The sequence below is a fragment of the Streptomyces sp. TAA486 genome (assembly GCF_000426165.1).
On sequence record NZ_AUEV01000007.1, the window covers coordinates 335,677 to 361,930 of the forward strand.

Genomic DNA, 26,254 nt, shown 5'->3' on the forward strand with positions numbered 1-26,254 from the left:
TACTGGACCGGGTGACGTCACGGTGCGAGGATGCGCGGGCGCGCGCACACGCACCTGGCACTTTTCCTTTCCTGGAAGGAGTCCGCAGCCATGCAGGGCGATCCCGAGGTCATCGAATTCCTCAACGAGCAGTTGACGGCCGAGCTGACAGCTATCAACCAGTACTTCCTGCACGCCAAAATGCAGGAGCACTTCGGCTGGCCCAAGCTCGCCCGCTACACCCGTGCGGAGTCCTTCGACGAGATGCGTCACGCCGAACGGCTCACCGACCGCATTCTGTTCCTCGAAGGGCTTCCCAACTACCAGAGGCTCTTCCACGTCAACGTCGGTCAGTCACTGACCGAGATGTTCACGGCGGACCGGCAGATCGAAGTAGAGGCCATCGACCGTCTGCGGCGCGGGGTGGAGGTCATGCGCGCCAAGGGCGACATCACCTCGGCGAACATCTTCGAGGACATCCTCGCCGACGAGGAGCACCACATCGACTACCTGGACACCCAGCTCGAACTGGTCGAGAAGCTGGGCGAGCCGCTCTACATCGCTCAGCTCGTGGAGCAGGAGGCTCCGTCGGAGAACTGACCTCAGGCGGCTTCGGCGACCGACGTGGAGGACGGAACCGGCACAGGTGCGTGCGCGGGCTCCTGAGCGGCGGTCTCCATCTGACGCCCCGGGCACGCGCCGCGTCCGAGGAGCCCCTGGATGCGGCGCACGCATGAGCCGCAGTCCGTCCCGGCCTTGCTCACCGATGCGATCTGGCGCGGCGTGCAGGCCCCGGCCTCCTGGTGCTCACGGACCTGCCGGTCCGTGACGCCGAAGCAGGAGCATACGTACACGCGGTCCTCCAGTCGGGGCTCGTTCGTCGGGCGGCGTTCCGGCTGTGATCGAACCCGGGGCTCGAACCGGAAGCGGTCAGGCTTGATGAGGCTAACCTAACCATGGTTAACCTAACCTTAGCTGCCACCCGGTGTCCACAACAGAGCAGTGGGGCCCGCATCACTGTGATGCGGGCCCCACTTGCGCGTTGCTCCCGTCGGCCTGTGCGGCCGCGGCGGCGCTCAGAGACGCCGCCTGCGCCTGCTCACTGGTCCCGGTACATCTCCGCGACCAGGAAGGCCAGATCGAGCGACTGGCTGCGGTTCAGACGCGGGTCGCACGCCGTCTCGTAGCGCTGGTGCAGGTCGCCGACAAAGATCTCGTCGCCGCCGCCGACGCACTCCGTGACGTCGTCACCCGTCAACTCGACGTGGATGCCGCCCGGGTGCGTGCCTGCGCCCTTGTGCACCTCGAAGAAGCCCTTGACCTCGTCGAGCACGTCGTCGAAACGGCGGGTCTTGTGACCGCTTGCCGCCTCGAAGGTGTTGCCGTGCATCGGGTCGCAGACCCAGACCACTTGGGCGCCCGAGGCGCTGACCTTCTCCACCAGGGTGGGCAGCCTGTCCCGTACGGTGTCGGCGCCCATGCGCGTGATGAACGTGAGCCGTCCCGGCTCCCGGTCCGGGTCGAGCCTGTCGATCAGTGTGAGGGCCTCTTCGGGCGTCGTCGTCGGGCCCAGCTTCACACCGATCGGGTTGCGCACCTGCGAGGCGAACTCGATGTGGGCGCCGTCGAGTTGGCGGGTGCGTTCGCCGATCCAGACCATGTGCCCGGAGACGTCGTACAGCTTGCCGCTGCGCGAGTCCGTACGGGTCATGGCCGACTCGTAGTCCAGCAGCAGCGCTTCGTGGGACGCGAAGAACTCGACGGTCTTGAGCTCCTCCGGGTCCGTGCCGCACGCGTGCATGAACTTCAGGGCCTGGTCGATCTCGCGGGCCAGCGCCTCGTAACGCTGCCCGGAGGGCGAGCGCTTCACGAAGTCCTGGTTCCAGGCGTGCACCTGGCGCAGATCCGCGTAGCCGCCGGTGGTGAAGGCGCGCACGAGGTTCAGCGTGGAGGCGGACGCCTGGTACATCCGCTTGAGCCGCTCCGGGTCGGGCGTGCGGGCGGCCTCGGTGAACTCGAAGCCGTTGACCGAGTCGCCGCGGTACGACGGGAGCGTCACCCCGTCCCTGGTCTCGGTGGGCTTGGAGCGCGGCTTGCTGTACTGGCCCGCGATCCGGCCGACCTTGACCACCGGCACGGACCCCGCGTACGTCAGCACGGCGCCCATCTGCAGCAGCGTCTTGAGCTTGTTCCGGATGTGCTCGGCGCTGACCTGGTCGAACGCTTCCGCGCAGTCCCCGCCCTGGAGCAGGAACGCCTCGCCCCGCGCGACCGCGCCCAGCCGCGAACGCAGCTGGTCGCACTCGCCGGCGAAGACGAGGGGCGGATAGGACTCGAGCTCGGCGACTGCCGTGCGCAGGGCCTCTCGGTCCGGCCACTCGGGCTGCTGCGCGGCGGGAAGGTCTCGCCAGGTTCGGGCACCGGCGTCGGGGTTGGCGTTCACACTCACGTGCCCCAGGTTACGGGGTCGTGCCCGGGCACTCCTCGCCGTGCCCGGGTGCTGAGACGGAAACCACCCGCGCGACGGTCGCTGAGGTAGGCTCGCGCCATGTTCGCGCAGCTCATCCTCCTGCCTCCGGCAGGGGTTTCCCCGTCCGACTGGTGGTGGACCGCTCATCCGGCGGCCCACTGACTGCGCGCGCACCACGAGACAGCGACAGACGCGAAGGCCGCCCGAGGGGCGGCCTTCGGTGTGTGCACGGCCGTTCCCTCACCGCGTGACCTCGCGCATCCCAGGAAGGAACGTCCGATGTCCCCTCGCCGCCCCGACGCGACCCCGGCCGCCTCGCACGCCACTCCCACGAGCGCGGCTCCGTCCGCACCGCCGTCCACACCTCCGTCCGCGTCCGAGCTCCTCCGCCGGCTCACGCGCGAGGACGCCCCGCCCTTCGCGCTGCTGCGCAGACGCACCCCGGGCCGCCCGCACGACACCGTCGAGATCCTGACCGGACCGGTCCACGAGGCCGCACGGCTCGCCGACATCCCGGACGGTGATCACGGCGCCCTCGCGCTCGTGCCGTTCCGGCAGATCCGCGAGCGGGGCTTCCGCGTGCACGACGACGGGACGCCGCTGGCCGTCCTCGTCCCGCAGGAGGTGCACGAGCTGCCGCTGGAGGGCGTCGCAGCGGCGCTGCCCGCGCACCGGGTGCGGGTCGAGGACGGTGCCTTCGACGTCGGCGACGAGGAGTACGCACGGACGGTGCGCCGCGTCATCGACGACGAGATCGGCTCGGGCGAGGGCGCCAACTTCGTGGTGCGGCGCACCTTCGAGGGCCGGATCCCGGGCTTCCGCCGCTCCGACGCGCTCGCGCTCTTCCGGCGGCTGCTCGGCGGGGAGCGGGGCGCGTACTGGACGTTCGTCGTGCACACCGGCGAGCGGGTCCTGGCCGGGGCGAGCCCCGAGGTACATGTGCGGATGTCCGGCGGCACCGTCGTGATGAACCCCATCAGCGGCACGTACCGCTATCCACCGGGCGGGCCCTCCACCGAAGGCCTGCTGGACTTCCTCGCCGACCGCAAGGAGAGCGAGGAGCTGTCCATGGTCGTCGACGAAGAACTGAAGATGATGTGCACCGTCGGCGACATGGGCGGCGTCGTGGTGGGTCCGCGGCTGAAGGAGATGGCGCACCTCGCACACACCGAGTACGAACTGCGCGGGCGCAGCACCCTCGACGTACGGGAAGTCCTGCGCGAGACGATGTTCGCCGCGACGGTCACGGGCTCGCCCGTGGAGAACGCCTGCCGCGTCATCGAGCGCCACGAGCGCGGCGGGCGGGGCTACTACGCCGGTGCGCTGGCCCTGATCGGCCGGGACTCGGGAGGCGCCCAGACCCTCGACTCCCCGATCCTCATCAGGACCGCGGACGTGGCCGCGGCCACCGGCCGGCTCCGTGTGCCGGTGGGTGCCACGCTGGTCAGGGCCTCCCAGGCGGCGAGTGAGGTGGCCGAGACCCACGCGAAGGCTGCCGGCGTCCTCACGGCGCTGGGTGTGCGTGAGGCATCCACGGGCGGGACCCGGGCCGGGCAGCGGCCGACCCGCCTGTCGGACGATCCCCGTGTACGTGCGGCGCTCGCGGCCCGGCGCGCCGACCTGGCGCCGTTCTGGCTGCGGATGCAGACCGCCGGCGAGCGGGGCCCGGATCTGCCGCACGGAAGGGTCCTGGTGGTGGACGGGGAGGACACCTTCACCTCGATGCTCGCCCATCTGCTGCGGACCACGGGTGCCGGGGTGGAGGTGCGGCGCTTCGACGAGCCGGGGCTGCGGGACGCTGCGCTCGCGCACGACGGCCCGGTCGTGCTGGGCCCCGGCCCCGGCGATCCGCGGGACGGCTCGGACCCGAAGATCCGGCTGCTGCGCGGCCTCACGGCGGAGCTGCTGCAGGAGCACCGGCACGGGCTGCTCGGGGTCTGTCTGGGGCACGAACTGCTCGCCGTGGAGCTGGGTATGGAGATCGTACGGAAGGCGCGGCCGTACCAGGGTGCTCAGGAGACGGTCCCCGTCTTCGGGCGGGACGAGACCGTCGGCTTCTACAACTCCTACGCCGTGCGCTGCGGCGAGGAGGAGGCCCAGCGGTGGGAGCGGGCGGCGGAGCCGCACCGGGTCGAGGTCAGCCGGGACCCCGCAACGGGTGAGGCGCAGGCCCTGCGCGGCGCGACCTTCGCGAGCGTGCAGTTCCACCCGGAGTCGGTGCTGACGCTGAACGGGCCGGGGATCGTGACGGGGCTGCTGGCAGCCGTGGCGGTCGACGGCACCCGGAGCTGACACGCGTGAGCCCGGGCCTCCGCAGGGGCCCGGGCTCATGTGCGTCCTGCGCCGGTCCCGGGCGGGCGGGCCCGGGGCGTTCGGCGGAAGCTCAGCCGAAGAAGACCTCGGCCTCCTCGTACATCTCCGGATCGACCGTCTTCAGCTTCGCGGTGGCCTCCGCGATGGGCACCCGGACGATCTTCGTGCCCTGGAGGGCGACCATCTTCCCCCAGTCCTGGTCGCGCACCGCGTCGATGGCGTGCAGCCCGAAGCGTGTGGCCAGCCAGCGGTCGAAGGGCGTCGGGGTACCGCCTCGCTGGACGTGCCCGAGGACCGTCGTACGGGCCTCCTTGCCGGTGCGCCTCTCGATCTCCTTCGACAGCCACTCGCCGACGCCCGAGAGCCGCACATGCCCGAAGGAGTCGTACGAGTCGTCCTTGAGCACCATGTCGCCGTCCTTGGGCATCGCGCCCTCGGCGATGACGACGATGGGGGCGTAGCTCGCCTTGAAGCGGGACTCGACATAGCCGCACACCTCGTCGACGTCGAAGCGCCGTTCGGGGATGAGGATGCAGTTGGCGCCTCCGGCCAGGCCGGAGTGCAGGGCGATCCAGCCCGCGTGCCGCCCCATCACCTCCACGACGAGTACGCGCATGTGGGACTCGGCGGTCGTGTGGAGCCGGTCGATGGCTTCGGTGGCGACGTTGACGGCCGTGTCGAATCCGAAGGTGTAGTCGGTGCCGGACAGGTCGTTGTCGATCGTCTTCGGCACACCGACGCACTTGACGCCGAACTCGTCCGTGAGCCTGGCGGCGACGCCGAGCGTGTCCTCACCGCCGATGGCGATGAGAGCACCGATGTCGTGCTTGACAAGGTTGTCCTGGATGCGGCGTACGCCGTTCTCCTCCTTGAACGGGTTCGTACGCGACGAGCCCAGGATCGTCCCTCCGCGGGGCAGCGTGCCGCGTACGGCGGGGATGTCGAGCTGAATGGTGTCGCCCTCCAGCGGCCCCCGCCAGCCGTCCCTGAACCCGACGAAGTCGTAGTCGTACCGCTGGACCCCCTTACGGACGACGGCCCTCATCACCGCGTTGAGTCCGGGGCAGTCGCCGCCACCGGTCAGCACTCCGACCCGCATGGGATCTCCCTTCTCATCGCCGCGCGCGTGCACTGCGCGGCCTGTAGCAACTGCGGCCACGCTAGCGGTGATCCACTTCACCAGGCACAGGGCGCGGAGAGGTTTTCCGATCAGTTACCGACCGAGGAGCCCCCGAGCGTGGGATCACTCCTCGTCGAGGCCCCGCTGGATCGCATATCGCACCAGTTCGACCCGGTTGTGGAGCTGAAGCTTGCCCAGGGTGTTCTGCACATGGTTCTGGACGGTGCGGTGCGAGATGACCAGCCGTTCGGCGATCTGCCGGTAGCTCAGCCCCTTCGCGACGAGCCGCAGCACCTCTGTCTCCCGCTCGGTGAGCCGCGGCGCCGCGGGCTCGTCGGAACCCGCCGCGGGCACGGGGTCCGCCGCCAGCCTGCGGTACTCGCCCAGGACGAGGCCCGCCAGGCCCGGCGTGAAGACCGGGTCGCCCACGGCGGTGCGGCGCACCGCGTCCTGCAGCTCCTCCATGCTCGCCGACTTCACGAGGTAGCCGGTCGCCCCCGACTTCACGGCCTCCAGCACGTCGGCGTGCTCGCCGCTCGCGGACAGCACCAGCACCCGGAGCCCGGATCCGGCGCCCACCAGCCGGCGGCACACCTCCGCCCCGGGCAGACCGGGCAGGTTCAGGTCCAGGACGAGCACATCGGGCGCGGCGGCACGCGCGCGGCGCACGGCCTGCGGGCCGTCGCCCGCCGTCGCGACCACCTCGAAGCCGGCCTCGCCGAGGTCGCGTGCGACCGCGTCCCGCCACATCGGGTGATCGTCGACGACCATCACCTTCACCGGGCTCTGCGGCCCGTCCCCGCCGCCCGCACCGTCTCCCGCACTGTTCGGGATGTTCGCGCTGTTCGTGTCCGTCATGGCCCCCGCCGTCGTCGGTTCGTCATTTCGCCCGGCTGCGGGCCTGCTTCGGTACCCGCAGCTCCACCTCCGTGCCCTGGCCCGGCACCGAGATCAGCTCGGCGCTGCCGCCCAGGTCACGCAGCCGCCCCCGTATCGAGAGGGCGACCCCCATCCTGCCCTCGGCCTCCGCGTCCGCGAGCCGTCCATCGTCCAGCCCGGGCCCGTCGTCGCGGACCGTGACCAGCACGCCGTCCGGCTCGTCCTCCAGCAGGATCCACGCCTGGGCCGGTTCGCCGTCCGGGCCGCCCGCGTGCTGCCGCACATTGTCCAGGGCGGCACTGACGGCGGCGGCGAGCTCTTGTGCGGTCGCGGCCGGCAGCGGCACCGGCGTGCCGGGCTCGACGAAGGTGACGCGGGCGCCCGAGTACGGCGAGAGCAGTGCGCGCAGGTCGCACTCCGTGGTGCCCGCCGCATCCTCGCGTCCGGGCTGCCCGGTGGATCTTCGGGCGCCGCGTGAGCCTCCTCCTGCGTCCGGTGCGGACCGGACCGGCACCGGGACGGTCTCACGCGAGACGAGACCGCGGAGCGCCACCTCCTGCTCGCCCGCCATCCTTCCCAGCTCGGCCGCCTCGCCCCCGATCTCGGTGCCCCGGCGCTGCACCATGGCGAGCACCTGGAGCACGCTGTCGTGGATGTCGCGGGCCAGACGCTCGCGTTCGCGGGTGGCGGCCTCGATCTGGAGGGCGTGGGCGAGGGTGCGCTCACTCGCCCTGGCCACCTCGATGACGTAGCCGATGCCGATACTCGCCACGCACACCAGCAGCACGTTGTGCAGGGTCGGTCGCGTGACCGCGCCCTGTTCGACGACGTTGGCGACGCCGACCACCGTCGCCGCGACCGCGCCCCAGCGCCAGCCGCCCTTGATGGCGAATGCCAACACGGGCCCCGCGACCCAGATGGACGGGAGCGTGGGCCCGATGTTGCCGTGCGCGTCGACGTAGACGGAGCCGAGGATCCCGGCGACGGCGAGAGTGATGTCCACGGCGAGGAAGCGTTTCGTGCAGCGCCGCGCGGAGAGGACCCTCGGGACGGTGGCCAGCGTCCAGACTGTCAGAACTCCCAGATAGAGGGCGCCCGCGAGTGGATGTGCGAGGCGGTCGTAGGCCCACGCGAACACGGCCAGCGCATAGCCGAGCCCTAGCAGCCGGTAGCCGGTCAGGGCCCGCCACAGCGGCTGCTCCACGGACGTTTTCAGGACCATCTGCTGCGGCCCGCCCCCCCTGGTTTGTCCTGTGCCTGTCTACGCCGCCCGGTCACGCTCGTTCCGCCTGCGCCGTGCCGCCGCCAGCATGGCTGCCGGGCCCGCCGGGCCGAGCCTGGAGGAATGCGTGCGCGCGGAGCCGTCCTCCCCCGCTTCCTTCTCCGCCTCGCGCTCCGCGTCCTGCGCGGCCTTCTCCGCCTCCGCCTTCCGCTTTGCCTCCTCGGCGAGTTGGCGCTTGGCGGCGGTGGCGTACATGTCGACGTACTCCTGGCCGGACAGCCTCATGATCTCGTACATGACCTCGTCGGTGAGGGCACGTTGGATGAAGCGGTCGTTCTCCATCCCCTGGTAGCGGCTGAAGTCCATCGGCCTGCCGATCCTGATGCCAGGACGCATCAGCCGGGGCACGACCTGACCGGGCGGCTGGATCTTCTCGGTGTCGACCATCGCCACGGGCAGTACGGGCGCTCCGGAGCGGAGCGCGACCCGCGCCAGCCCGCCCGGCTTGCCGCGGTAGAGCCGCCCGTCGGGCGAGCGTGTGCCCTCCGGGTAGATGCCGAACAGCTCGCCCTGCGCCAGCACTTCGAGACCGCTGCGGATCGCCGCCTCCCCCGCGCCGCGCGCGCCCGAGCGGTCCACGGGCAGCTGCCCGACGCCCTTGAAGAATGCGGCGGTGAGCTTCCCCTTCACGCCGGGCGAGGTGAAGTACTCGGCCTTGGCGATGAAGGTGACCTTGCGGTCGAGCACCGCGGGCAGGAAGAAGGAGTCCGAGAAGGACAGATGGTTGCTGGCGAGAATCGCCGGACCCCGTTCGGGCACGTGCTCAAGCCCCTCGACCCAGGGCCGGAAGGCAAGCTTGAGCCCGTTGCCGACCGACAGTTTCATCGCTCCGTAGAACAACCCGAGGACCTCCTGTTTCCGACACGGTGACTTTATCTCGCCGTCGCGGAAGCAGCGCTCCTGCGTCGGACAGTGCTGAACTACCCGGTCCCCACGCCCCACGCGTAGGCTGGCAGTCGCCCGCCCCGAGCGGGCGCCGCGGAAGCAAGCACCACCTTCACAGCGCCGACCGATTCGATACCGACCGGCTGGAGGCCGACGTGTCCATCCTTCCCGGGGCCGAGCCCATGCGTCATGACGGATCGGACACCGGCGTCCTGGTGTGCCACGGGTTCACCGGCTCCCCCCAGTCCGTGCGGCCGTGGGCCGATCATCTGGCCGCGAAGGGGCTGACGGTCTCCCTTCCGCTGCTGCCGGGCCACGGCACGCGCTGGGAGGACCTGGCCGTGACGGGATGGCAGGACTGGTACGCGACGGTGGACCGTGAACTGCGCAGGCTGAGCAGCCGCTGCGAGCAGGTCTTCGTCTTCGGTCTGTCGATGGGCGGCGCCCTCGCGCTGCGCCTGGCCGCGCACCACGGGGACGCGGTGAGCGGCGTTGCCGTGGTCAATCCCGCGATCACATTCCCGCGGTGGCAGGGGTACGCGCTACCGCTGGGCCGCTTCGTCCTCCGCTCCGCGAAGGGCATTACGAGCGACATCGCCAAACCCGGTTCCACGGAGGTCGGTTACGAGCGGGTGCCGACGCAGGCCGCCTACTCCCTCCGCAACTTCTTCCGCCTCGTGTACGGCGAACTCCCGCAGGTGACACAGCCGCTGCTGGTCATGCACAGCAGAACCGACCACGTGGTGCCGCCGGGCGACTCCGCGGTGGTGCTGGGCAAGGTCTCGTCGAGCGACGTGACCGAGACCGTCCTTGAGGACAGCTTCCACGTGGCCACGCTGGACCACGACGCGGAGCGCATCTTCGCGGACTCCCACGGATTCATCACCCGGCTGGCAGCGAGGAAGACGGAGACGGCAGGCGATGGAGCGTAACCCCGGCGCGGAGGACGACGGCCACCGCGAGGACGACCCCCGGCACCCGGAACACGGCCGCGAGGAACACGGCCGTGACGGGGTCGGCGAGGACGAGCGCGACGACGATGTGACTCCGGTGCCGTTCGACGAGAACGCGGCATGGGAGCAGATCGTCGCCTCGTACGGGGACCACCCGAAGGCCGAGGACATGGCGCCGGCGGCGGACTCCGGCGGTGACGCCCGCACCGGTACGGGCACGGCCGCCCGTCCCGCACCCGGGTCCCGTCCCGACGGCGAGAGCGAGGGCGACGACGCCGGTACGTCGGTGCGCAGCTTCACGGTCCACTCCTCCGGCTCCGGCCCCCGCGACTGGAGCCTGCCGGCGTCCGACGACGAGACCGGCACCAGCGGCGAGGAGGAGGACGACGAGGGCCACTTCGTGCCGCCCGAGCCGCCGCCGCTGCCCCAGTCCGACACGACCGGGAAGTTCGCGTGGCTCGCGGTGCTCGGCGGGCCGCTGCTGCTGATCTTCACCGTCCTCTTCCAGCAGGAGCTGACCTGGTGGATCGCGACGCTCGGGGTCGGCGGCTTCCTCGGCGGCTTCGCCACCCTCGTCGCCCGGATGCGGGACGGGCGCGACGAGGACGACTGGGACGACCCGGGCCGCGGCGCAGTGGTCTGAGCGTCACGGCCCTCCCGGGACGGGCCGCCGCCGGGCGGCTCCCTCAGGGGGCCTGACGGGGAGGCACACGAAGCGCCGCCAGCACCGGCAGATGGTCCGTGGCGGCGCACAGATCCGCCGGTGAGACGCCCTTCAGCCCGTGCGGTACGCCGCAGCCGAGCACCTTCACTCCCTCGGAGGCCAGGACGGCGTCGATGCGCTGGTGCGGACGCTGCGGCGTGGAGGTGTGCTCGCCGCCCCACGGTGCCACCGCCCAGCCGTCCTGCAGCCGCGCGGCGAGCTGCCGGAACGTACGGCCCCTGGGGCGTTCGTTGAGGTCCCCCGCGGCCACCGAGTACGGCGTGCCCAGGGCGGCAAGGCGGTCGAGGAGCATGCGGCCCTGGGCCTGCCGTTCATCGGTCTGAAGGCTCAGATGGCAGCTGAGCACGCCCAGCTGCGCGGACGGGCCGAACTCCAGCACCGCCGTGGCGAAGCCCCGCCTGTGCAGGCCGGGCGTGAGGGGGAGCAGCACGTCCTCGCTGCGCAGGACCGAGGCCCGCAGCGTCGCGAGGATCATCGGCCCCGTGGCCGTCGCCCCGCCCGTCACGTAGACCAGCCCGCACTCACGGGCCAGCCACGCGGCGTGCTTGCGCCAGCGGAAGAAGCGCGGGGCCTCCTGCACGCACACGACGTCGGGGGTGCACGCCCGGATGACCCGGGCGAGCGCTCTCCGGTCGTCCCGCATGGAGCGGATGTTGTAGCTGAGCAGGCGGACGATCGCCGAACCGTCCGGCTCGGTACGTCCTGCGGGCAGGTCCGCAAGCGTCATCGGCGCGGCTCACACTCACATTCGTCGGTCGTTCCGCTTCGTCCGCCGCCGGGGCCGAGCGTCGGCGGTCAGCCCTGCCGGGCGAGGTCCGCGACGCCCACCATGCCCGCCTTGCCGCCGAGTTGGGCGGCGAGCACCTCTGCGTGCGGGCGCCAGCGGCTGCCGACGAGCCAGCGCCGGTACGACTTGCGGATGGGGTCGAGCACCAGGTCGCCCTCGTCCGAGACGCCGCCGCCGACGATGAACGCACCCGGGTCGAAGAGCGAAGCCAGGTCGGCCAGCCCCGCGCCCGCCCAGCGCGCCAGCTCACGGAAGGAATCCACGGCGACGGGGCAACCGCGGCGTGCGGCCTCGCTGATGTGCTTGCCCTCGACGCCCTCCGGGGTCCCGTCGCCGAGCTCGAGCAGGATCGTGGCGTTCTCCGGCGTGGCCGTGGCGCGCTGCCGTGCGTACCGGACGAGCGCGCTGCCCGACGCGTACTGCTCCCAGCAGCCCTGGTTGCCGCAGCCGCACAACAGGCCGTCCGGCACCATCCGGATGTGCCCGAACTCGGCGGCGACACCGAAACGGCCGCGGTGCAGCCTGCCTCCGATGATCACGCCGCCGCCGAGGCCCGTGCCGATGGTGATGCAGACGACGTCCTCGTGGCCGGTGCCGACGCCGAACTTGTACTCGCCCCAGGCGGCGGCGTTGGCGTCGTTCTCGATCACGACGGGAAGATCGATGCGCTGCTCGACCTTGTCCTTGAGCGCCTCGTGCCGCCAGGTCAGATTCGGGGTGAAGAGAACGGTGGCCCGCTTGTCGTCGACGTAGCCGGGAGCACCGATGCCGACGGCGTCCACCTCGTACTCGGCGCTGGCGTCCCGCACCGCGTCCGCGATGGCGTCTATCACGCCGTCCGCTGTGGGCGGGGTGGGCACGGTACTGGTTTCCAGAATGGTTCCGTGCTCATCGACCACGCCGGCCGCGATCTTGGTGCCGCCGATGTCGACGCCGATAGTGAGTCCCATGTGTCCCTCGGTCTTCCGGTCCTACCCCGCTGCAGAACACCGTACCGGAGGGGCTGTGCGGCCCGATCGTGCGCGTTGGCACGGGGCTTGGCGCCTCAGGGCGCGTTCTGCCCGCCGTTCCCCGCGCCGGGTCCGTCCGGTCCCTCTTCCTCCGGCGGGCCGGGCTTCCGTGCGTCTCCCGTCTCCCTTGGATCCTTGTCCAGGTCGATCCGCTCGACACCTGCCGGCGGGCCGGACGGGCGCGAGGTTCCGGGGGTGATGCTCCCGGGCCGGTCGGCAAGGTCCTCCGTGCCGGGTACTCCGGGGGCTCCGGCCGTCCAGCGCCCCTCTGCTTCCTGTACGGCGGCTCGGTAGGCGGCCAGCAGTTCGCCTCCGGCCGCGGCAAGGTGGTCGAAGACGTGCGGATTGCGCTCGACGACGGGCTCGATCGCAGCCTTCGCCTGTGCGATCAGCTGCTGCGCCACGCCCTGCGCGGCGGCGGAGGCCATCGTGCCGCCGAAGGGCTTGCCCAGCTCGGCCACCTTCTCGGACACGGCGTCCGCGAGACGCCTCAGCTCCTCGGCGGCGCTGCCGTGGGTCTGCCCGTACTCGGCACGCCGGCGGGCCTTCTCTGCGGCGAGGTCTTCTTCGCAGGCGGTGGCCCAGGCGTCGGCGTCCGCGGTGTCCGGCGTCTCGGGCTCGGCGGCATCGCTCATGGCGGCGCTCCTACGGCGAAGGGGAGGACGGACGGGGCACGTGTCCGACGTTACCCGAACAGCCGGGAAGCGGAGACGGCCAGGAGCGGGCGGGAGGGGCGGCCGCAGCTTCAGCCGGCCGTGCCCTCCGGCCACAGCGCCGGGTCGGGCGCACAGCGCACCCGCAGCTCACCGCGGTCCAGGGAAGCGCCGACGACCCGGCACCTGCGCAGCGCCGAGGGAAGCGGGAACACGCGGCGGTAGGGCCCGACGCCGAGGATCAGCTCGTCCCCCCGCCGCACGAGTTCCAGTTCGTCCTTGCGGACCGACGGCAGGGCAAGTCTCCACACGAGAATGCCGTCCTGGGCCAGGCGGTCCTCGACGGCACCGTCCGTTCCGGCGGCGCCCGGGGCGCCCGGTGCCGGCTCGTCCGTCGTGGTCTCCGCGCCGAGGCGCAGCAGATCGTCGGCGCCGCGTGGTTCCCGCCCCAGATGGGGCAGTTCGCGCAGTGCCACGCCCTCCCGCTCGTACTCCTCGCGCCACGCCTTGAGCACCGTCTGCTGCTGCCCGGAGAGCGAGGCCGTCCAGGGCTCCGAACTTCCCGACGGCACAACCCTGTTGGCGACGACCGCCTGCAACGGCAGCCCGTACAGGCCCAGTCCGGCACGGCCGAGGCGCAGCGTCTCGGCGGCCAGCGGTCCGGGTTCCGCGACGAGGCACGCCGCGGTGCCGGGAGACTCCAGCAGGCCCTGTACGTCAGCGAGTTCGGCGTCCCAGCGGGCTGCCGTGGCGTAGAGCGCCTCGGTCGGCATCGGTACGCCCACGAGCTGTGCGAGCGCGGGACGCAGAGCGCGCGCGGCCTGACGCTCGGCGGGCAGGAGCCTGCGCAGATAGCGGCTGAGCTGGGCCGGCAGCGCCAGCACGCGCAGCGCGGCAGGGGTGTCCGGCAGGTCGACGACGAGGGTGTCCCACTCCCCCGCGGCGTGCGCGGCCCGCACAGCGCTCAGCACCGCGAAGGCACCGGCGCCGGGGAGTTCGGTGACCTCGTCCTCGTCGAGCGGGTCCGAGCCCAGCAGGTCCAGCAGCTTGCGGCCGCGCTCCTGCAGCGTGACGGCGGCGCCGCGGAAGAGCTCCGCGGCGTCGGTACGGGCGGCGTGCAGCAGCCCGTCCGTGCCGGGCGCGGCCGCAGCGGAGGCGCCGACGGGACCGACGGAACCGATGGGGCCGCCCGTCACGCCGAGCACGGCCTCGAGCGTCGCGGACGTCTCGCCGCTCAGCAGCAGTGTCCGCCGGCCGCCGCGGGCTGTGGCGACGGCGATCGCGGCGGCAACGGTCGTACGACCGGCGCCTCCCGCCCCGGTGACCAGCAGCGTCCGCGGTCCCGGCCCGTCGCTGCCGCGGAGCTCCGGCGATTGCCGTTCCCCGGGTGCGTCCCGTTCGTCCGGAGCGGTCCGCTGTCCCGGTACGTGCCGGCCTCCCCCACAGACTGCGTCGTGGGTGGGACCCCCATCCTCGGGCATGGGCACTCGCGCGTCAGCCTTTGGCGGCGTCCGCGCCCTTGCCGGCGCCACCGCCCGACTCGACACGCTTCTTCAGACCGGACAGCGCGCGGTCGATGATGACCTTCTCGGCCTTGCGCTTGATCATCCCGAGCATCGGGATCTTGACGTCGACGGTCAACTGGTAGGTGACCTCGGTGCGTTCACCGCCCGCCACCGGTGCCAGACGGTAGACGCCGTCCAGTTCGCGCAGCATCTGGGACTTCACCAGCGACCAGCGGACCTCGTTCTCGCCGATCCACTCGTAGGCCAGGGTGTGTTCGTCCTTGATGGCGCCGGCGTCCAGGAGCAGCCGCACCTGCTCGGCACGGCCCTGAGCGTCCTGGGAGAGGACCTCGGCCTCCTTCACCTCGCCCGTCCACTCCGGGTACCGGGCGAAATCGGCGATCACTCCCATCACGGCTGCGGGCGTTGCATCGATGGTGATGTTCGAGCTCGTGTGTTCCGCCATCGCCGTGGCTCCTCCATATGCTGCGCGCGGCCCCCGATTGCCCCTGGCAGGCTACCCCGCGTGTCCGGTACGCGGCCTACCGGCCTTGTCCGCGGGAGGCGGGGCCGCGGGCCACCTCACCACTCCAGCACCCAGGGCGTGCCGGTGGCGTTGAAGTGCCCGACGTTCACGCACTCCGTCGGCCCGATGCGCATCCTCTGCACCAGCGGCTGGTGCACGTGCCCGAAGAGGTGGAAGCGCGGCCGTACGGTGCGGAGCGCCCTCAGCAGCGCCTCACTTCCGCGCTCGAAGCGCCGGGCGACGGTGTCGTAGCACAACTCCGGTACCTCGGGCGGGATGTGGGAGCACAGCACGTCGACCTCGCCGAGCGCCTCGACCTTCGCCGCGTAGGCGTCGTCGTCGATCTCGTACGGGGTGCGCATGGGCGTGCGGAGCCCGCCGCCCACGAAGCCGAAGCGCAGCCCGCCGATGTCGGCCGTCTCGCCGTCCAGCACGGTGACGCCCTCTCCCGCGTACTCGGGCCACAGGGGCGGCACGTCGACGTTGCCGTACGTCGCGTACGTCGGTGCGGGCAATGCGGCGAACAGCTCGGCGTACTGCTTGCGTACGGCCCGCTCGGTCGCCTCTGCCCTGTCGACTCCGGCCCAGAGCTTCGCGGAGAACTCGCGCGCCTCGGCGAAGCGGCGCGCGGTGCGCAACTCCACGATGTGGTGCGCGTTTTCGACTCCGAACAGCTCGGGGAAGATGCCGCGGGAATGGTCGGCGTAGTCGAGGAAGAGGATGAGGTCTCCCAGGCAGACGAGCGCGTCGGCGCCGTCGCCGGCCGTCGCGAGGTCGCGGCTGTTCCCGTGCACGTCGCTGACCACGTGGACTCGCATGACCACACCCTAGAGCGGAGACACCCTCGCGCGGCACCCCTGCCCCGGCCCCTTCCCACCTGCGGTTACTTCCCTGTCACCACGTACGTGGATTACGCTTTCGCCGACGCACCCGGGGCGTGTGACCCATGAGACATCTCAGGTTCACCCCCTACCCCACCGACCCTACTCACGGGTAACGTCCGGGCCGTCATTCATCCAGGGTCTTCCCACGACTCCGGATCCGAGCCATCGGAGGCCGCCCCCCCCCCCCACGGCCGCCGTCCTCCGTCGCGACGAGGAGCAGCAGTCTTGCGTGAGTTCAGCCTTCCGGCCCTTTACGAGGTGCCGGCCGACGGCAATCTGACGGATCTCATCCGCCGCAACGCGGCCCAGCATCCCGATGTCGCCGTTGTCGCACGCAAGCAGGGAGGCGAGTGGATCGATGTCACCGCCGCCGACTTCCTGACCGAAGTGCGGGCTGCCGCAAAGGGTTTGATCGCCTCCGGTATCCAGCCGGGTGACCGCGTGGCCCTCATGTCCCGCACGCGCTACGAGTGGACGCTGCTCGACTTCGCGATCTGGAGCGCCGGCGCCGTCACCGTCCCGGTGTACGAGACGAGTTCACCGGAGCAGATCGCCTGGATCCTCGGCGACTCGGGCTCCGTCGCGTGTCTCGTCGAGACCGGCGACCACACCCGCGCGGTCGACTCCGTACGGGACCGGCTACCCGCCCTGAACCATGTGTGGCAGATCGAGCCGCAGCCGGCCGCCGGTTCGGGAGCGGTCGAGCAACTCACGGCGGCAGGCGCCGACGTGGACGACGCGACCGTCGAGGCCCGCTCCTCCAGCGCGCACGCCGACTCCCCCGCCACCATCGTCTACACCTCCGGCACCACGGGCCGCCCGAAGGGCTGCGTGCTCACCCACCGCAGCTTCTTCGCCGAGTGCGGCAACGTCGTCGAGCGTCTGCGGCCCATGTTCCGCACGGGCGAGTCCTCGGTCCTGCTCTTCCTCCCCGTCGCCCATGTCTTCGGGCGCCTCGTGCAGGTGGCGGCCGTCATGGCGCCGATCAAGCTCGGCCATGTCTCCGACGTGAAGACGCTGACGGACGAACTGGCCGCGTTCCGGCCGACGATGGTCCTCGGCGTGCCCCGCGTCTTCGAGAAGGTCTTCAACTCCGCGCGGTCGCAGGCCCAGGCGGGCGGCAAGGGCAAGATCTTCGACAAGGCCGCCGAGGCCGCGATGGACTACAGCCGCGCCCTCGACGACCCTTCGGGCCCCTCGCTGCAACTGAAGCTACGGCACAAGCTGTTCGACATCCTCGTCTACAGCAAACTGCGCGCCGTGCTCGGCGGCCTGGCCACCCACGCGATCTCCGGCGGCGCGCCCCTGGGCGAGCGGCTCGGGCACTTCTACCGGGGCATCGGCTTCACCGTGCTGGAGGGCTACGGCCTCACGGAGTCCTGTGCCGCTACGGCCTTCAACCCGTACGACCGCCAGAAGATCGGCACGGTCGGCCAGCCGCTGCCGGGCTCCGTCGTGCGTATCGCGGACGACGGAGAGGTGATGCTGCACGGCGAACACCTCTTCGCGGGCTACTGGAACAACGAACAGTCCACCCAGGAGGCCCTGTCCGACGGCTGGTTCCACACCGGCGACCTGGGCACCCTCGACGCGGACGGCTATCTCGCCATCACCGGCCGGAAGAAGGAGATCCTGGTGACCGCGGGCGGCAAGAACATCGCTCCGTCCGTCATCGAGGACGGCATCCGCGGGCACGCGCTCGTAGCCGAGTGCATGGTCGTCGGCGACGGCCGCCCCTTCGTCGGCGCGCTCCTCACCGTCGACGAGGAGTTCCTGCCGCGGTGGGCCGAGGAGCGGGGCAAGTCCGGGCTCCCGCACGAGCAGCTGCTCCGCGACGAGGAGCTGCTGGCCGAGCTCCAGCGAGCCGTGGACGGCGGCAACGCCCTGGTCTCGCGCGCCGAATCCGTGCGCAAGTTCCATGTACTGGACACCCAGTTCACGGAGGAGTCGGGGCACATCACACCCTCGCTGAAACTCAAGCGGGGCGTGGTGGCGAAGGACTTCGCCCACGAAATCGACTCGCTGTACGTCTGAGTGCCCGGGGCCGGGCCGGGGCCCCGCCGGGCGTCGGCGCGGCCCCGCAGCCTCACAGCGGGCGCTACAGCAGCTTCTTGAGCCGTTCCGCGAGCAGGTCCCAGCGCCAGCGTTCGAGGACCCACTCCCTGCCCTTCTCCCCCATGCGGGCGCGCAGTTCCGGGTCGTCCAGCAGGGCGATGACGCGTTCGGCCGCCTCCTCGGACGCTCCCCCTGAGCCTCGCGGCCCGGTGGAGCCCCCAGACACGACCCAGCCGGTCTCCCCCTCGAGGACGGCGTCCGGCGCGCCGCCCGAGTCGCCCGCGACGACCGGCAGTCCGGTGGCCGAGGCCTCCAGATAGACGATGCCGAGGCCTTCCACGTCCAGCCCGCCCCGGCGGGTACGGCACGGCATCGCGAAGACGTCCCCGGCGCCGTAGTGCGCGGGAAGCTCCTCCCACGGGACGGCTCCGGTGAAGCGCACGGAGCGCTCCACGCCGGTTGCCGTCACCAGCTTCTCCAGTTCACGCCGGTAGGGGCCGCCGCCGACCACCAGCAGCACGGCGTCCGGATGTGCCGCGAGGATCCGCGGCATCGCCAGGATCAGGGTGTCCTGTCCCTTGCGAGGCACCAGTCGCGAGACGCACACCACCACCGGCCGGCCGCTCAGACCGAGCCGCTCGCGCACCGTGTCGCCGCCGGAGCCGGGGTGGAAGGTCTTCTCGTCGACTCCGGGCGGCAGTTGCACCATCCGGGCGGCCGCCTGAGGAGTGAGGGCTCGCGCGATCCTCGACCTCGTGTACTCGCCGAGATGGGTGAGGGTGTCGGTGCCCTCGCCGATCCGGCGCAACAGCTGCCGGGACACCGGCAGTTGGGCCCACGCGGCCTCGTGCCCGTGTGTCGTCGCCACCAGCCGCTGCGCCCCCGCACGCCGCAGCGCCGGCGCCATCAGGCCCAGCGGTGCCGCTGCGCCGAACCAGACCGATTCGCAGCCGTGTTCGCGCAGCAGCTCCACCGCACGCCGCTTCACGCGGGGCGTGGGCAGCAGCATGGTGCTGCCGTCGCGTACGACGGTGAAGGGCTGTTGCGCGTCGAACCTGGCGGTCTCCTCCATGCCCTCACGGGTGTGCTTGAAAGTGGAGGCATAGACGACGACGCGGGAAGGCTCCAGACGCAGCGCCATGCTGTGCAGGAACGCCTGGATGCCCCCCGGCCGCGGCGGGAAGTCATTGGTGACGATCAAGGTCTTGTGCATCGCGGCCGACAGTACCGTCCGGGTGACCGGCACCGCCCTGTCACCGGCTCGTCATCACGGTGTTCGACGCCAACGGGCATGATGTCGCGGGCGAGTGGGGGGACATCCAACGGGGCGCCGGGCGGGACCCGGCACGCAGGAGACGGCAAGGTGGGTATGACGGACAGCGCAGCGGCGCCGGCACCTCGCGAGGCAGAGGCCGGAGCGCCGCGGGACGAGAGCGACAGGGGAAGCGCGAGGCGCGGCAGCCACAGGCGCCGCGGCTCCCGCCCCCGTTCCCCCTTCCGGTCCGCCGCACCCGTCGCTGTGTGGGCCGTCACCCGTGCCGCACTGCTGCTGTGCGCCTTCAAGGTCGTCACACTGCCCGGCCCGGACTTCACCAACGACGTGAACGTCATCTACCGAGGCTGGTACGGGGTTCTGCAGTCCGGCGTGTTCCCGTGGAACGACGTCACCTGGCAGTACCCGCCGGCGGCGGCCGTGGCGATTCTCTCCCCGGCACTGCTGCCCTTCCTCGACTACGCCTCGGCCTTCTATCTGCTGGCCTGCGCCGCCGACGCCGTCGTCCTCGGTCTGCTGTTGCGTACCTCAAGACGCCCGGGCAGACGCCGCGCGGGCGTGTGGAGCTGGGTCGCGGGCGTGGCCCTGCTCGGGCCGACCGCGTACGCCCGCTACGACCTGATGGTCACCGCCCTTGCCGTCGGCGCGCTCCTCGCCGGGGTCCGGCATCCGCGTGCGGCCGGTGCGCTCGCCGCGTTCGGCGCCCTGGTGAAGATCTGGCCCGGGCTGCTTCTCCTCGGCACGCCCCGGGGCCGGGTGACCCGCATCACGTGGACAGCCGCGCTGCTCACCGGAGTTGTCGTCATGGGCCTCTTCGCCGCGACGATGCCGGGCGCGTTCGCGTTCCTCGAGTTCCAGCAGAGCCGGGGCACCGAGGTGGAGTCGCTGGGCGCCCTGGTCTTCCACGTGGCACGTCAGTTCGGCTGGGAGGGGCAGGTCCTGCTCAACTACGGCTCGATGGAGTTCGTCGGCCCGTACGTCCATCTCGTCAGCGACGCCGCGCTGGTGCTGACACTCATCGCCTTCGCGTGGCTGCTGACGTGGCGGCTGCGCGCAGTTGAGTGGACGCCCTCGACCCCGGCGGACACCGCGCTCACCACGGTGCTCCTCTTCGTCACCACCAGCCGCGTCATCAGCCCGCAGTACATGATCTGGCTGGTGGGTCTGGCGGCCGTATGCCTGACGCTGCGTGCCAGCTGTCAGGCGCTGCCCTCGGTGCTCGTGCTGGGGGCGACGGCGGTGACACTGCTGGAGTTCCCGCTCGGCTTCGCCCATGTCGTCGCCAGCGACTGGCAGGGGCTCGTGCTGATGGCCGTGCGGAACGGCCTTCTCGTGGCCGCGTCACTGCTGGCGTGCGTGCGGCTGTGGCGCTCGACGAGGCCGACGGGTGACGGGACGTCCGAGGACGTCACGACACCTCCTTCCGGACGTACGAGCGCCACCTCTCCGTGAATTCCTCGGGGCTGAGCCCCAACTCGCTCTCCATGGCCTCGTCGACGGCCGCGTCCTGGCTCTTCTGGGCCGAACCGAGCCGCAGATACAGACCCAGCAGCTTGTCCTTGCCCCACTCGTCCGCCATGAGGCGGCACGCGAGCCAGCCGCTCTCGTAGGCGCGTCCCAGTTCCTCCGGGTCCCTGCCGAACCGGAAGTCGCGGTCCGTGGGGAGTTCGCGGGGCAGCTTCCCGGCGTCCGCGGCACGGACGAGCTCGGCGGCTGACTCCTTGGGCGTGCGGTCGGTGGCCCGGTAGCCGATCCAGTCCGCGAGCCCCTCCGACAGCCACAGCGGCGTCGCGCCGCTCGTGTGTGTGCGGCTGGCGACGTGAACCGTCTCGTGGGTGACGACGACCTGCTGCCCCTCGCCGCTCAGATCGCCGTACGCCTCGGGGTTGACCACGATCCGGTCCGCGGACGCTTTCGTTTGCTCGCCTGCCTCGCCCGTGGTGACGGCTGCGATGCCCTCGTACGACTTGGAGGGGGCGTCCAGCAGCCGGGCCATGTCCCGCAGCGAGGACGGGGATTCGACCACGACCCGGTGCGGCCAGCTGCGCGGCCACTCCCGGTCCACCTGGGAGACCGCGGTGTCCGCCTTGCGTGCGAGGTCGTCGAGATCGTCGCGGCTGCGGTCCGCGCCCAGCACCAGGCTCTTCTTCCCGCGCACCACGGTGATCTCGCCCTGTTCCCACAGCTGCCGGTCGCTGCCGGGCAGTTCGTCGCTGACGTACCACTTGCCGCCGCGCTCGGTGAAGGCGAGCCGCTCGGTGACGGAGACGGGGGCGTGGTCGTCGTCGCGCAGCTTGTAGCGCAGGCGTACGTCAGCCTGGACGCCGCCCTCGTCGCCCGCCGCGGCGGGGCGCACGTCCCCGACCCGGTACGACCACTGGGTCAGCGGCAGGCGACGGAGATTCCCGAACACCTGCCGCTGCTCCTTGCGGTAGCTCTCCGCCCGGGGGTCGACGGCCGCGAGATACTGGCTCTCCTTGCCGTCGCGCACGGCATCGGCCTGCCGCTCCAGCACGCGCTGCACAGCGGCACGTTCACGGCTCTCGCGGCTCGGCTCCGCGCCCGCGCCGCAGCCGCTCACCCCCGTCAGCACCACGCCCGCCAGGGCCGCACTCAGCGCGCGGCTGCCCGCGGCCCTCCTCGCCTCACACCACTTCCAAGGTCCAACCACGCGAACGATCGTACGGGCGTGCCCGGACGAGCACTCACGGACGGGTCACTGAGGAGACCGGCATCATGTCCACCGGGTCGTAACGCACGGGTGCTCCCGGGTGCGGGGCGTGCACCACCTGGCCGTTGCCGGCGTACATGCCCACGTGGCTGGCGTCGTCACGGTAGACGACAAGGTCGCCGGGGCGCGCCTGGCTCATCGGCACCTGACGGCCGGCCGAGCGCTGCGCCTGCGAGGTACGGGGAATGGACACCCCGGCCTTCCCGTAAGCCCACTGTGTGAGCCCCGAGCAGTCGAAGGATCCGGGTCCTGAGGCTCCCCACACATACGGCTTGCCCACGGCGGAGCGTGCGGCTGCCAACGCCGCTTCCGCGCGCTGCGAGGACGCCTTCGCGCCGCGGCCCGGTTCGGCGGACCCACCGCGCCCACCGGCGCGCGAGGCACGCTCCCGCTCGGCCCTCTCGGCCGCGGAGAGTTCGTGCATCAGCTTGCGCGCGGCGTCGAGCTTCTTCAGCACGGCCTGCTTCTGCCGCTTCCTCTCCGCCCGTTCGCGCTCCAGCAGGCCGAGCTTCGTGCCCGCCTCGGCGCGCTGCTGCTTCAGGGAGCGGTGGGCGCTCTTGAACCGCAGCAGCTTGTCGTGCTGGCGGCTGCCGATGCGGTCGAGGGTGGCGGCCTTGTCCAGATAGCCGTCCGGGTCCTCGGTGAGCATCAGGGCGATCGACGGGTCGATGCCGCCGGAGCGGTACTGCGCACCGGCGAACGAAGCCAGCGCGGAGCGGAGGCGGTTGACCCGCTCCTGCTTCCTGGCGGCGCTCTCCTGGGCGTACTCGACCTGGCGCTGCAGTGCGCGGGAGCGCTCGGAGGCGGCGTTGTACCTCTCGGTGGCCGCCTCGGCCTGCTCGTAGAGCTTGTCGATGCGGGCACCGACCGCGCGGTCCTCCGCGGTTCCCGGGTCGGCCGGACGTGCGCCCGCGGGCGCGGCCGGCGACAGCGCGGCAGCGGCACCCGCCACCGCTGTCAGCACGACGAGACGGCCGGGCCAACTTCGGCCACGCTGGGCGGGTTTTCGATGACTCCGGTGCGAGACCACTGGGGACGAGCTCCTTCCGTTACGGCGCGGCGAATCTAGCCGTACCGCCAGGAAGGTTCCACGCACCGCGCGCGGCGCGACAGCCCGGACATATGCACGGACCCCGCCGATCGACGCAGGTCAACGGCGGGGTCAGGGGTCATTCCGGCGTGTTCGCTTTCACCCGGACGAACGACTGTGTCCTGTAGGCGAGATGACGCGCGTGTTGCCGGAGTGACCCATGCTGCTGCGGAGTCCGCACGACTCCGGAAGGCAGTGATCAGGAAGCGGGAGCTCAGCCGATCCGCACGCCGAACTGGAACGGCATGTTGTTGATCGACTCGTAGCGCACACCGGCACCCGGCTTGGGGGCGTGCAGGATCTGCCCGTTGCCCGCGTAGAAGCCGATGTGGTGCTGGTCGCCGTAGAAGATGACCAGGTCGCCGGGGGCGAGTGCGCCGCGGCCGATCTGGGTTCCGGCGCCGGCCTGAGCCTGGGAGGTGCGCGGCAGCGAGACGCCGGCCTGCTTGTACGCCCAGGAGGTGAGGCCGGAGCAGTCGAAGGAGCTGGGACCGGTCGCGCCCCACACGTACGGCGAACCTATCTTGCTCTTGGCGGCGGAGAGCGCGGCCGCGGCCCGCTGCGAGGCGGAGGCGTCGCTGCCGAGGTCCACACGCGAGGCGGAGGCACGGTCGGCTCTCGCCTGCTCGGCGGCCAGACGCGCACGGTCGCCCGCGGTGAGCTGGTTGAGGAGTCCGCGCGCCTTGGAGAGCTTCGCCTGGATGTCCTGCTTCTTCTCGCCGAGCTCCTTGCGGGTGTCGGCCAGGTCCTTCAGCTTGTCCGAGGCCTCCTGGCGCTGCTGCGCCAGGTTGCGCTGCTTCGTCTGGATCTTCTTCAGCGCCTCGGCCTGCTTGCTGCTCAACTGGTCGAGCGTGGAGGCCTTGTCGAGGTAGCTGTCCGGGTCCGAGGAGAGGAAGAGCTGTACGGACGGGTCCACGCCGCCGGTGCGGTACTGCGCCGTGGCCATCGAACCGAGGCCGTTGCGCATGTCGTTGAGGTCGTCCTGCCCGCGCGCCACGCTGTCCTGGAGGTTCGCGACCTCCTTCTCCAGCTTGTGCTGCTTCTCCTTGGCGCCGTTGTAGTTCTCCGTCGCGCCTTCAGCCTCTTCGTAGAGCTTGTCGACCTTCTCCTTGACCTCCTTCTTGGAGGCCTTGGGCTCCGCTTGCGCGCCCTGCGTGGTGAGGGCGACTGCCGCGGCGGCGGTTGCCGTGAGCACGGTGACGCGGCGAGTACGGCTGGGCTGCTTGGGTCGACGGTGGGACGCCACTGGGGCGAGCTCCTTCTTCCTCAGCCGCCTGCCGGACTGACACTCCGGCTCCACTTCGCCATGGGCGGGGCTCCGCGGAACGAGGCGGTCCTCCGCTGCCGCCCCGGATGGACGGCCAAACGTGCGGAGGTTCGGGGCCAGACATTAGCCACGCGTAATCGTCGGATCAAATCACTCTCAGAAAAAACCCGTCACAGGAGCAGATTCTTTACTCACATCGCACAGGGAGCGATGACGGAGTCACGCAGCGGTGCGAACGCGGGCCCGACGGCCCCGGATTGGAACCTGCCGCCCGCGACGTGCCCTGCGCATGCCCGTCGTTGGACTCCACTGTGATGGCGGTGTGAGGGATGTGAAGCCGGAACCGTCCCCCGGTGGACCACGACGCCGGGTTCGTGCAGGTCGTCCCCTCGCGGCGCCAGTTGGGCACATACGTCGGCCGGGCACATCCCCGTCCGGAGGCGGCAGTCCGCAACCCTCACCCGGGCGCGAACGCCATGTGCCGGGGAAGAGGACGTTGTCCGGACGCGACGGTTCCGGGGCTCGGAGGTGTGCCGCAGGGACGCCGCCGGAACCCGTCTAAGTCCGTCCGAGACGGCGCAGAAGGAGGGTCGAGGCGACAGGGCGGGCTCCGGCGGCCGCACAGCCGTCCGCCACCTCACGGTCCGAGGAGACGACCACCACGGCACGTCCCGGAGGCTCCGCCCGCACGAGTTGCCGGATGAGCTCGTCGGCGGTCTCCCCCGGCTTGCTGAACAGGACGCGCACTCCCCGCGGAGGCGCCAACAGCACGGGAGCGGCGAGTTCGGCCCCGTCGAAGACGCATGTGACCTCGGCGCCGGACTGGGCGGCGAGGCCCGCCAGCCCCGCGAGAAGCCTCAGCCGCTGCTTGTCCAGGGGCATCGTGGGATAGCCGGTCTTGGTGACGTTGTAGCCGTCGACGACCAGATGCGACTGCGGCAGCGTGAGGAGCTGGTCGAGAAGTTCCGGATCGGTCTCGGACAGGGCGCGCGCGGCGATGTCGCGCGGGGTCATGCGCCCCGGTTCGACGGCGTCGACGGTATCGGCGGGGCGGCTCGTCGTAGGGGGAAGCGCCAACTCGCGACGGAGACCCTGTGCGGCGTCGAGAACGCTGTCCAGCAGCAGCCGCACCCGCATGTCCTGCACGCTGCGCCCCTCGCGGGCGGCACGGCGCCCGGCCTCCAGCGCGGATTCCGCTTCCGAGAGCCGGGTGCGCAGCCGGCGGCTCTCGCTCTCGGCCGCCGACTTCTCCGCGGATGCCGAGGAGCGCAGCTCCTCCAGCTCGGCCCGCGTCTTGCGCATCTCCGCCTCGCCGCGCTTCACATCGCTCTGGGCGCTGCGCAGCTTCCGCTGGGTCACTTCCAGCTCCTTGCGTACCGACTCCAGTTCGCCGCGGCCACGTTCAGCCTCCGTACGCGCCGCGGTACGCGCCTCGGCCAGTTCGCCGCGGAGCCTGACCAGTTCGCGCTGGGCCTCCTCGCCGGCGCGTTCGGCCTGCGCACGCTGGGCCTCCTCGCCTGCCGCGGCGACGAGCTTGGGCCAGTCCACGGGACGCAGCACGTACGCCACGGCCGCCACATCCACGGGATCGGCGGCGGGCGGGGGCGTGCCCGAGGTCAGCGCCTCGGTGAGTTCCGGGAAGCGCTCGCGCAACTGCTCGGCGATCCGCTCGCGGAACGCGGGTTCGCTCTCGAGCGCCGCGGCCATCGCGTTGGCGCCGAACTTGATGCGGCGCTGCGGGGTGAAACGTGCGTACTGGCGCAGCGGGGCGGGCAGTTCGGCGACGGTCAGGCCGCCCAGCGCGTCGCCCGTGAGGGACACCACCCTGCGGCGGACCTTCTCGGGCAGCGGCCTGTCGAAGGGTTCGG

23 protein-coding genes are annotated in these 26,254 nt (G+C 71.4%); 6 read left to right on the forward strand and 17 right to left on the reverse strand.

Annotated elements, in window-relative coordinates:
* Window positions 1-90: 90 nt before the first annotated feature.
* Window positions 91-579, forward strand: a complete 489-nt coding sequence (gene bfr, locus I004_RS0112310) for a bacterioferritin (RefSeq protein WP_028435744.1) — start codon at window positions 91-93, stop codon at window positions 577-579.
* Window positions 580-581: 2 nt separating this feature from the next.
* Here bfr and I004_RS0112315 read toward each other — a convergent pair whose 3' ends face one another.
* Window positions 582-833, reverse strand: coding sequence for a (2Fe-2S)-binding protein (locus I004_RS0112315; protein ID WP_028435745.1), 252 nt, complete (start codon window positions 831-833; stop codon window positions 582-584).
* 245 nt (window positions 834-1,078) lie between these two features.
* The gene (locus I004_RS0112320; RefSeq protein WP_028435746.1) at window positions 1,079-2,428 is read right to left on the reverse strand and encodes a class II 3-deoxy-7-phosphoheptulonate synthase; all 1,350 of its coding nucleotides are present in this window, start codon (window positions 2,426-2,428) and stop codon (window positions 1,079-1,081) included.
* 300 nt (window positions 2,429-2,728) lie between these two features.
* Between I004_RS0112320 and I004_RS33600 the strand changes: the two genes are divergently transcribed.
* Window positions 2,729-4,741, forward strand: coding sequence for an anthranilate synthase family protein (locus I004_RS33600; RefSeq protein ID WP_078511054.1), 2,013 nt, complete (start codon window positions 2,729-2,731; stop codon window positions 4,739-4,741).
* A gap of 91 nt (window positions 4,742-4,832) precedes the next feature.
* Here I004_RS33600 and I004_RS0112330 read toward each other — a convergent pair whose 3' ends face one another.
* From I004_RS0112330 to I004_RS33610, 4 genes are all read right to left on the reverse strand, one after another.
* Window positions 4,833-5,861 carry a 6-phosphofructokinase gene (locus I004_RS0112330; RefSeq protein ID WP_028435747.1) on the reverse strand — a complete coding sequence of 343 codons (1,029 nt, stop codon included), beginning with the start codon at window positions 5,859-5,861 and terminating at the stop codon, window positions 4,833-4,835.
* A 144-nt stretch (window positions 5,862-6,005) separates the two neighbouring features.
* Entirely contained in the window at window positions 6,006-6,653 is a 648-nt protein-coding gene (locus tag I004_RS0112335) for a response regulator transcription factor (RefSeq protein ID WP_037976040.1), read from the reverse strand.
* A gap of 109 nt (window positions 6,654-6,762) precedes the next feature.
* Entirely contained in the window at window positions 6,763-7,983 is a 1,221-nt protein-coding gene (gene macS / locus I004_RS33605; protein WP_037975845.1) for a MacS family sensor histidine kinase, read from the reverse strand.
* Between the two features lie 39 nt (window positions 7,984-8,022).
* Entirely contained in the window at window positions 8,023-8,868 is an 846-nt protein-coding gene (locus I004_RS33610) for a 1-acyl-sn-glycerol-3-phosphate acyltransferase (protein WP_199779380.1), read from the reverse strand.
* Between the two features lie 215 nt (window positions 8,869-9,083).
* Here I004_RS33610 and I004_RS0112350 point away from each other — a divergent pair, with 215 nt between their 5' ends.
* Entirely contained in the window at window positions 9,084-9,860 is a 777-nt protein-coding gene (locus I004_RS0112350; protein ID WP_028435749.1) for an alpha/beta fold hydrolase, read from the forward strand.
* On the forward strand, window positions 9,850-10,524 hold the full coding sequence (locus tag I004_RS0112355; protein WP_028435750.1) for a hypothetical protein: 675 nt from the start codon (window positions 9,850-9,852) through the stop codon (window positions 10,522-10,524). The genes I004_RS0112350 and I004_RS0112355 overlap by 11 nt, the downstream gene beginning before the upstream one ends.
* A gap of 43 nt (window positions 10,525-10,567) precedes the next feature.
* On the opposite strand, the gene I004_RS0112360 is transcribed toward I004_RS0112355, so the two are convergent.
* The 6 genes from I004_RS0112360 to I004_RS0112385 all read right to left on the reverse strand — a co-directional run bounded on the left by I004_RS0112360 (window position 10,568) and on the right by I004_RS0112385 (window position 15,904).
* Entirely contained in the window at window positions 10,568-11,332 is a 765-nt protein-coding gene (locus I004_RS0112360; protein WP_028435751.1) for an endonuclease/exonuclease/phosphatase family protein, read from the reverse strand.
* A 68-nt stretch (window positions 11,333-11,400) separates the two neighbouring features.
* The gene (locus I004_RS0112365) at window positions 11,401-12,342 is read right to left on the reverse strand and encodes an ROK family glucokinase (protein ID WP_028435752.1); all 942 of its coding nucleotides are present in this window, start codon (window positions 12,340-12,342) and stop codon (window positions 11,401-11,403) included.
* 95 nt (window positions 12,343-12,437) lie between these two features.
* Entirely contained in the window at window positions 12,438-13,037 is a 600-nt protein-coding gene (locus I004_RS33615; protein WP_158677032.1) for a DUF5304 family protein, read from the reverse strand.
* Between the two features lie 110 nt (window positions 13,038-13,147).
* Window positions 13,148-14,536, reverse strand: a complete 1,389-nt coding sequence (locus I004_RS0112375) for an ArsA-related P-loop ATPase (RefSeq protein ID WP_078511060.1) — start codon at window positions 14,534-14,536, stop codon at window positions 13,148-13,150.
* Window positions 14,537-14,549: 13 nt separating this feature from the next.
* Window positions 14,550-15,026: an SRPBCC family protein gene (locus I004_RS0112380; protein ID WP_028435754.1), complete on the reverse strand. Its 477-nt coding sequence runs from the start codon at window positions 15,024-15,026 to the stop codon at window positions 14,550-14,552.
* Window positions 15,027-15,142: 116 nt separating this feature from the next.
* On the reverse strand, window positions 15,143-15,904 hold the full coding sequence (locus I004_RS0112385) for a metallophosphoesterase (protein ID WP_028435755.1): 762 nt from the start codon (window positions 15,902-15,904) through the stop codon (window positions 15,143-15,145).
* A gap of 291 nt (window positions 15,905-16,195) precedes the next feature.
* Between I004_RS0112385 and I004_RS0112390 the strand changes: the two genes are divergently transcribed.
* Window positions 16,196-18,004: a long-chain fatty acid--CoA ligase gene (locus I004_RS0112390; protein WP_028435756.1), complete on the forward strand. Its 1,809-nt coding sequence runs from the start codon at window positions 16,196-16,198 to the stop codon at window positions 18,002-18,004.
* Window positions 18,005-18,068: 64 nt separating this feature from the next.
* On the opposite strand, the gene I004_RS0112395 is transcribed toward I004_RS0112390, so the two are convergent.
* The gene (locus I004_RS0112395) at window positions 18,069-19,238 is read right to left on the reverse strand and encodes a glycosyltransferase family 4 protein (protein ID WP_028435757.1); all 1,170 of its coding nucleotides are present in this window, start codon (window positions 19,236-19,238) and stop codon (window positions 18,069-18,071) included.
* A gap of 156 nt (window positions 19,239-19,394) precedes the next feature.
* Between I004_RS0112395 and I004_RS33620 the strand changes: the two genes are divergently transcribed.
* Window positions 19,395-20,750, forward strand: a complete 1,356-nt coding sequence (locus tag I004_RS33620) for a glycosyltransferase family 87 protein (protein ID WP_078511062.1) — start codon at window positions 19,395-19,397, stop codon at window positions 20,748-20,750.
* Here the strand turns inward: I004_RS33620 and I004_RS0112405 are convergent.
* The 4 genes from I004_RS0112405 to I004_RS0112420 form a co-directional block, all read right to left on the reverse strand.
* Window positions 20,707-21,969: a hypothetical protein gene (locus I004_RS0112405; protein ID WP_028435758.1), complete on the reverse strand. Its 1,263-nt coding sequence runs from the start codon at window positions 21,967-21,969 to the stop codon at window positions 20,707-20,709. The two genes, I004_RS33620 and I004_RS0112405, sit on opposite strands and share 44 nt — an antisense overlap.
* A 34-nt stretch (window positions 21,970-22,003) precedes the next feature.
* A complete protein-coding gene (locus tag I004_RS0112410) occupies window positions 22,004-22,993 on the reverse strand; it encodes a C40 family peptidase (RefSeq protein ID WP_037975846.1) in 990 nt (329 codons plus the stop codon).
* Window positions 22,994-23,333: 340 nt separating this feature from the next.
* Complete coding sequence (locus tag I004_RS0112415; RefSeq protein WP_028435760.1) at window positions 23,334-24,365, reverse strand: NlpC/P60 family protein; 1,032 nt, start codon at window positions 24,363-24,365, stop codon at window positions 23,334-23,336.
* Window positions 24,366-24,944: 579 nt separating this feature from the next.
* Window positions 24,945-26,234, reverse strand: a complete 1,290-nt coding sequence (locus I004_RS0112420; protein WP_028435761.1) for an NYN domain-containing protein — start codon at window positions 26,232-26,234, stop codon at window positions 24,945-24,947.
* Between the last annotated feature and the right edge of the window lie 20 nt (window positions 26,235-26,254).

Coding starts and splice junctions, on each gene's coding strand:
- bfr (WP_028435744.1), top strand. CDS start 91: ATGCAGGGCGATCCCGAGGTCATCGAATTCCTCAACGAGCAGTTGACG.
- I004_RS33600 (WP_078511054.1), top strand. CDS start 2,729: ATGTCCCCTCGCCGCCCCGACGCGACCCCGGCCGCCTCGCACGCCACT.
- I004_RS0112330 (WP_028435747.1), bottom strand. CDS start 5,861: ATGCGGGTCGGAGTGCTGACCGGTGGCGGCGACTGCCCCGGACTCAAC.
- I004_RS0112335 (WP_037976040.1), bottom strand. CDS start 6,653: ATGGTCGTCGACGATCACCCGATGTGGCGGGACGCGGTCGCACGCGAC.
- macS (WP_037975845.1), bottom strand. CDS start 7,983: ATGGTCCTGAAAACGTCCGTGGAGCAGCCGCTGTGGCGGGCCCTGACC.
- I004_RS33610 (WP_199779380.1), bottom strand. CDS start 8,868: ATGAAACTGTCGGTCGGCAACGGGCTCAAGCTTGCCTTCCGGCCCTGG.
- I004_RS0112355 (WP_028435750.1), top strand. CDS start 9,850: ATGGAGCGTAACCCCGGCGCGGAGGACGACGGCCACCGCGAGGACGAC.
- I004_RS0112360 (WP_028435751.1), bottom strand. CDS start 11,332: ATGACGCTTGCGGACCTGCCCGCAGGACGTACCGAGCCGGACGGTTCG.
- I004_RS0112365 (WP_028435752.1), bottom strand. CDS start 12,342: ATGGGACTCACTATCGGCGTCGACATCGGCGGCACCAAGATCGCGGCC.
- I004_RS33615 (WP_158677032.1), bottom strand. CDS start 13,037: ATGAGCGATGCCGCCGAGCCCGAGACGCCGGACACCGCGGACGCCGAC.
- I004_RS0112375 (WP_078511060.1), bottom strand. CDS start 14,536: ATGCCCGAGGATGGGGGTCCCACCCACGACGCAGTCTGTGGGGGAGGC.
- I004_RS0112380 (WP_028435754.1), bottom strand. CDS start 15,026: ATGGCGGAACACACGAGCTCGAACATCACCATCGATGCAACGCCCGCA.
- I004_RS0112385 (WP_028435755.1), bottom strand. CDS start 15,904: ATGCGAGTCCACGTGGTCAGCGACGTGCACGGGAACAGCCGCGACCTC.
- I004_RS0112395 (WP_028435757.1), bottom strand. CDS start 19,238: ATGCACAAGACCTTGATCGTCACCAATGACTTCCCGCCGCGGCCGGGG.
- I004_RS33620 (WP_078511062.1), top strand. CDS start 19,395: ATGACGGACAGCGCAGCGGCGCCGGCACCTCGCGAGGCAGAGGCCGGA.